The sequence below is a fragment of the Candidatus Stygibacter australis genome, assembly GCA_030765845.1.
GTDB classification, from domain to species: Bacteria; Cloacimonadota; Cloacimonadia; order Cloacimonadales; family TCS61; genus Stygibacter; species Stygibacter australis.
In genome coordinates, this window is sequence record JAVCDJ010000251.1 from 1 (window position 1) to 4714 (window position 4714).

Here is a 4714-nt window from a genome sequence, read left to right on the forward strand (position 1 = left end):
ATAGAATAATTATAATCATCTGGATAAAACTGAACGAAATAGTTAGAAAATCGTTCTGAATAAAAAATGGCAATAAGTTCACTGCGACAACTAAAACAGTGATAATCACTTTTCTAATAATCTTTTTATCAATGATAAAATAAATTACAATACAAATGAATAACGCTATTCTACCAAACAAAAAAATATTAAAATTATACATGTCTACCTTCTTATAACATTACCTATTTTAATAAAGAGAATTCATTATACTGTTGTCAAGTATTTCTTTTGCAACCTGGCATCCCCCTGTTTTTAGACCTTATTCAGGACTGTTCGACTAATAGACTGCAGGACTGCTGGACTGAAAGACTTCTGGACTTCTGGACGGATAGACTGCAGGACTGAGCGACTGCATGACTTCAAGACTAATAGACTTCTGGACGGATAGACTTCTGGACGGATAGACTGCAGGACTGATAATCGGTGATCAGTGATCGGAGGTGAATAAATATTTCATTAAATTGTTCGCGGTTGTTCGCGGCTAAATAATTCTTACATTTAATTCCTATCTTATACTTCTTTAGTTCGTTTTGTTCGTTTTGTTCGTTGCTTAAAATCTTACATTACTTTTTACGTCTCACGACTCACGATTTACCAGTCAAGCTCCATTCAAAATTCATAAATCAAAATTAAAAATTCTCACACCACATTCTTCTTCTCTCAATCCATAAATCCCCATTCCGCAGACTTCCAGCAGATCACCCAGAGTTTCCACTCCTGGCAGCCAGTTAGTGGGGGAGAGCTCTTCCAGGTCAAAGCCCAGTATCCCTCCTGCTCGGAAAACCAGCTTCGACCACAAATTATGCTGCCTGACGATCTTCCACCGCTTCCGGTAATTAGCATCAAACCACCGGATATGATACTTCTCCCACACCTGTCTAAACTCAGTTGAAGCTCCTTTCCAGCAGCCATTAACCTGTTTCTGAGCCGTATAAAAATAATCCCCCTGCTCCGTGTGACTATGCACATATGGCTGTCTGGAATACTGAAACCGCTCCCGGAAACTGCTACGGTATATTATTCCACTTTCCGTTTTACCTACTATATATTGCAGCCACACTGGCGGAATGATCCCTCTCCGGTAAACTTTCTTTTTCCCAAAATACGGCAATTGCCAGGATAGTATTTCTGTGAGATGCTCAGCAAACCAATTAGTGTAAACCTCCTCCAGATCTGCTTCTGCATCAATTACAATGATCTGCCTTTGGGAATACAGACTGCGATTTTGATAGCACTTGAGCTCATAATCATTTCCTGCATCAAACTCAAAATTAAGCTTAGTCCGTGGTGCCAGATTAAGCGTAACTTTCATGCCATCAATTTCAATGGTATAAGTCCCACGCTGCCTGAGCTTCAAAAATGTATTACAGGTAAAATCATAATCCCCGGCATAAACAAAATAAGGCGTAAAATAGTATATTTTCTGCAGAATATCCTTATAACCCTTTTTACGTGGATTAGATACAGTCGCAGCAGCACGCACTATGCACACAGTCCGCCTGCTAAGTACCGTAGGTGCATATTTCGGTTTATATTTATATTCATAAATCCAAGGCTGCCCATTACGTTTCCGCCGAAATACCTTATTCCCAAACCGACCATGTATCTCACAAAAAGTCTCCACAAATGCAGCATTATTCCCATTAACTCTAACTGGCATAATAAGCCTCCAGCTTAGCGACTACATGACTGCACGACTTCAAGACTACATGACTACACGACTTCAAGACTACACGACTGAAAACCATATTACTCTTCCTTTTTACATTCTTGTCAGCCTATGGCTGATTTAATTATTTTCACCCCTTCTCACTCTTCACTGTTCACTCTTCATTGTTCACTCTTGACCAAAATCTTGTCAAGTCCATTAATTCCCAACTACTTAACCATGTCACCAGGTGCAGCCCGTTGCAGTTAGATGCATACGGATGCATAGTATTTTTTTTTCGTGATCAGTGATCAGTGAATGGACAAATCCTGCCCAGGGATGATCTTGATACCTAATCTTCTCAATCTTCAAGGGTTGAAAATCTTTACATCTAATTTTACATTTTACATTTTACATTTTCAATTTTACATTTAAATCTCCCCTTCTCACCCTCATTTTCCCTCGATCCCCCCAACCCCCTGGCAACCCTTAGGCAATAAGCAGGCAAGGCAATGGTGATCGGCATAACACATATGTGTCATGCCGTTCAGGCTTGCCTTGCCTACTTCTTACCCTTTTGTTGCCCTCTTATTGCCAAGATAGTGATAGAAGGCAGGTCTCGGCAGGGATTATTCAGGATTTTAGAAGTTGCACTCGAAACGATACCACATATTTTTGTTGTGTCGTCTGGAGTGCAATTACCAGATGGATATTCTGGTAATGTTTAGATGTTGCAGATTTACATACTTTAAAAAATACTGGCATCCCCTTTTTTATTAATTCTAACAGGTCTAAATAACTGGAGCTAATGGAGATAATATGTTTTAAAAAGTGTCAACCATTCAGGAGGTCTTGAACAAAGCTAAGTTACATTCTGGAAGGTCTATAGACCTCCCGAATGGTGACGAAATAGATATCCTGCGTAAATAAACAGAGCTTAATGATCAAGTTCATTTTCGGTGGAGTCGAGGATAGTGGTTTTAGCTGGATAACTATTAATTTTATTTCTGGTTGTATTTCTTCCAAAAGCTGGATTTGCGTCCATGATCTGTATTTAATAGATCATGGAAATCTTCGTGGCTCATTTTATCTTTCCAGTCAGCTATTGTGAGAGCCAGTTTATCTAATTTTATCAGATATTTAACAGCATGTGAATATGCTTTGTTATAGGCACGCTCCAGGATTGAGATCAGAAGGCTCCGATAAAGGATAGTAGCAGCAAGATAGCGGTTTTGGGATTCCATTTCTTTAGCAAAGGGAATCAAAATATGATAAAAGCTGCCATTCAATTGATCAGACCATTTTAGTATATATTCTTCCGCTTCCTCAAGTTTATCAGTCTCAAGTAGAAATTTAATATCTGTATAGTTTAAAGAGAGGGCATTCATAATTACAGCAACTTCATCATTTATCACCTGATCCCGTTTATCATTACCGATTAGTTTCAGGTACTGATCAAGGTTATCAATATGATGGGAATTTCTAAAAATATTATAGAGTAGTTCTTTTAACTCTGCTTTATCATCTGTTTTAGCATAAATCTCTTTCAGTAACTCCTCTTTTTCATACTTCTTAAATTCGTTATCAGCGGGAATTGTGTTAAGTAAATTAAGGGCTTTATTATATTCTTCATTTTTGATATGTATTTGAGCAAGTTCGATAGTTCCTGGTACTTTCAAATCTCCCCAATTTTGAATTCTGGTATTTTCAAAAAGATTGGCATCACCAATTTGCTTTGCCAGTGATTCGATTGGATATAAATAATGCCTTTTAGCACTTTCATCGGTTTCTTGATCAACCTTTTTCTGCAAGTAATTGATCAATGAACGGATATTTAGCTCAGGCAGATATTTAGCTGCACTATCAATAAGGGCATCGCGGACGCCATAATCATTCTTGCTGAATAACTTAAGAACTATTTTCTCCAGTTTATCCTTATCAGGAAATTGAGATGCATATTGAGAGAAAAGATCAACAGCTACAATGGTGAACACATCTCCGACGGCTCCACTGGAATCGTCACATCTATTAAATATATATTCATCAGCTTCAAAAAAAATAGCTACGAGTTTTACACCTGTAAGGGGATCTTTTACTCCAGTTTCCAGGTTTTCCAGCAGCCGTTCAAGCTCAAGGGCAAAATCAAAACTTGCTCTCTCCCAGATAATACGCTTTGAGCGTTTAAGGCTGGCAAGCTTCCTGGTGAATATTTTAACACATTCTTCCGAAGAAGCTGTTAGTCTTTCTATAGTGTCATACACCTCATTAGAAGAGCTTGAGAGCTCTATCAGCGTATCGGCTAATTTAGCTGCACCAAGTTTGATTAGTGCCTCCCTTTTATTTTTTGTCATATTATTAACCCTCAACTATTTTTATAATTTTAAATATAAAAAGATATGTTACCTGTCAATGAAATTTGCAATTCAGGTAAGGCAAGATTATCGGGTAAATACCAAAACTGACATCCTTCTGTTTTAATAAATGATTACAGTCCTAAATTACTGGAGCTAATGAAGATAATATGTTTTAAAAAGTGTCAACCAATCGGGAGGTCTCCGACCATCCGGAAGGTTTCAGATGGAAGGTCTTGAACAAAGCTAAGTTACCTTCTGGATGGTCGATAGACCTCCAGAATGGTGACGACATGTTATTCCAAACCTATACTAAGCCAATAATAAAATTAATTTCGAAGAGATGCCAGTCTTTATTGCTTTAATTACTTCTTCAGGTCTTTTAAGTATTTTCCGTTCTTCACAGAAAAATATTGCAGGTATTTTATTCTCTGAAAGATACTTCAATATCAGATCAAAATTATTGGAAGGTGCATCATCAATAGTGAGATACGCAATTTTCTTTTTCATAAAAATCTCCATAAATAACTATGTAAGTTTTTTAAACATACTAAGGGTTAAGCTATCATCAACTAAAACATGATTACCAGGTTCAATTTCTTTTCCTTTATACATCAACCCTCTACCATCAAAATTATATCCTCGTTTTATATACATTCTTTGAGCAATCCCA

At 37.3% G+C, this 4714-nt stretch carries 4 protein-coding genes; 1 reads left to right on the plus strand and 3 read right to left on the minus strand.

What is annotated here, in order from left to right:
* Nucleotides 1-658: 658 nt before the first annotated feature.
* Entirely contained in the window at nucleotides 659-1702 is a 1044-nt protein-coding gene (locus RAO94_12675; GenBank protein ID MDP8323194.1) for a hypothetical protein, read from the minus strand.
* Nucleotides 1703-2202: 500 nt separating this feature from the next.
* Between RAO94_12675 and RAO94_12680 the strand changes: the two genes are divergently transcribed.
* On the plus strand, nucleotides 2203-2418 hold the full coding sequence (locus tag RAO94_12680) for a hypothetical protein (GenBank protein MDP8323195.1): 216 nt from the start codon (nucleotides 2203-2205) through the stop codon (nucleotides 2416-2418).
* A 273-nt stretch (nucleotides 2419-2691) separates the two neighbouring features.
* Here RAO94_12680 and RAO94_12685 read toward each other — a convergent pair whose 3' ends face one another.
* Together RAO94_12685 and RAO94_12690 are read right to left on the minus strand one after the other, a co-directional pair.
* A complete protein-coding gene (locus RAO94_12685) occupies nucleotides 2692-4041 on the minus strand; it encodes a hypothetical protein (GenBank protein ID MDP8323196.1) in 1350 nt (449 codons plus the stop codon).
* 312 nt (nucleotides 4042-4353) lie between these two features.
* Entirely contained in the window at nucleotides 4354-4551 is a 198-nt protein-coding gene (locus tag RAO94_12690; GenBank protein ID MDP8323197.1) for a polysaccharide deacetylase family protein, read from the minus strand.
* Nucleotides 4552-4714 lie beyond the last annotated feature (163 nt).